Consider the following 1,062-nt stretch of genomic DNA (forward strand, 5'->3'; position numbering starts at 1 on the left):
AAGCAAGCTGCTGGCCGAGAAGATGGGCGGAGCGATGTCGGTCGAGTCCATCCCGGGACACGGCTCGACGTTCCATTTCACCATCATCGCGGACATCGCGAACACCACGCTCGAGTCCCCGGTCGACGATCTCATTCCGCAACTGGAGCGGCACCGGATCCTGGTCCTGGACGACAACGACACGTCGCGCAACGTGACGGTTCGCCTGCTGGAGAGTTTCGACATGCGCCCGGTCGCGACGGGTTCGATCGAGGAAGCACTCGGGTATCTCCGCGATCCGAAGTCATTTGACGCTGCCGTGGTCAGTCTGACCCATTTCGGGCAGGATTCCGTCGTCTTCGCCCGCCGCGTTCGCGCCTTCGACTCGGACAACCCGACGCCGCTGGTTCTGGTCCGCTCTCTGACGGCGCCTCCGATTTTCGATCGACCCTACCGGTCCGTTTTCCTGCAAAAACCCGTGAAGCGGGATCGCCTGGCCCTCACGCTTCTCCGTGTCCTGAGCGACGACGGAGAATTGCCCGACTCGGCCGCGATCGAGGATGGCAGGATCGCCCAATCGGCGGATCCGCTGTCCGTCCTGGTGGCCGAAGACGATGCCGTGAACCAGAAGGTCATGCTGCGGCTGCTGGAGCGGCTTGGTCACCATGCCGATGTCGTCGCCTCCGGTGACGCGGCACTAGAGACACTCAGGCACACCCACTACGACGCCGTCATTCTGGACGTCCGGATGCCGGGCATGAGCGGTCCCGAAACGGCCCAGGCCGTGGTCAAGCGCCTCCCCGACGCCAGCCACCGGCCGCGCCTCATAGGCATGACCGCATCCACCTCCACGGGGGAACGGGACAAGTGCCTGGAAGCCGGCATGGACGCATGCCTGACGAAGCCCATCAAGCTGGAAGAGCTGGTCCACGAGCTGAACCAGGTGCGAAGCACGCGCTCGGCCAACGGAGGCAGCGACCCGACGCACGGAGAAGTCAGATCCTCGTTGCGCCGACTGATGCAGTCCGCTCACGGCGACGAGCCGGCCTTCATGGCGGAGCTGCTCACCAGCTTCATCCGAAC

General features: G+C 64.6%; 1 protein-coding gene. It reads left to right on the forward strand.

What is annotated here, in order from left to right:
- A partial coding sequence (locus tag MJD61_19015; protein ID MCG8557354.1) for a response regulator occupies positions 1–1,062 on the forward strand: 1,062 nt, incomplete at both ends.

This window comes from Pseudomonadota bacterium, assembly GCA_022361155.1.
Lineage (GTDB): Bacteria > Myxococcota_A > Polyangia > Polyangiales > JAKSBK01 > JAKSBK01.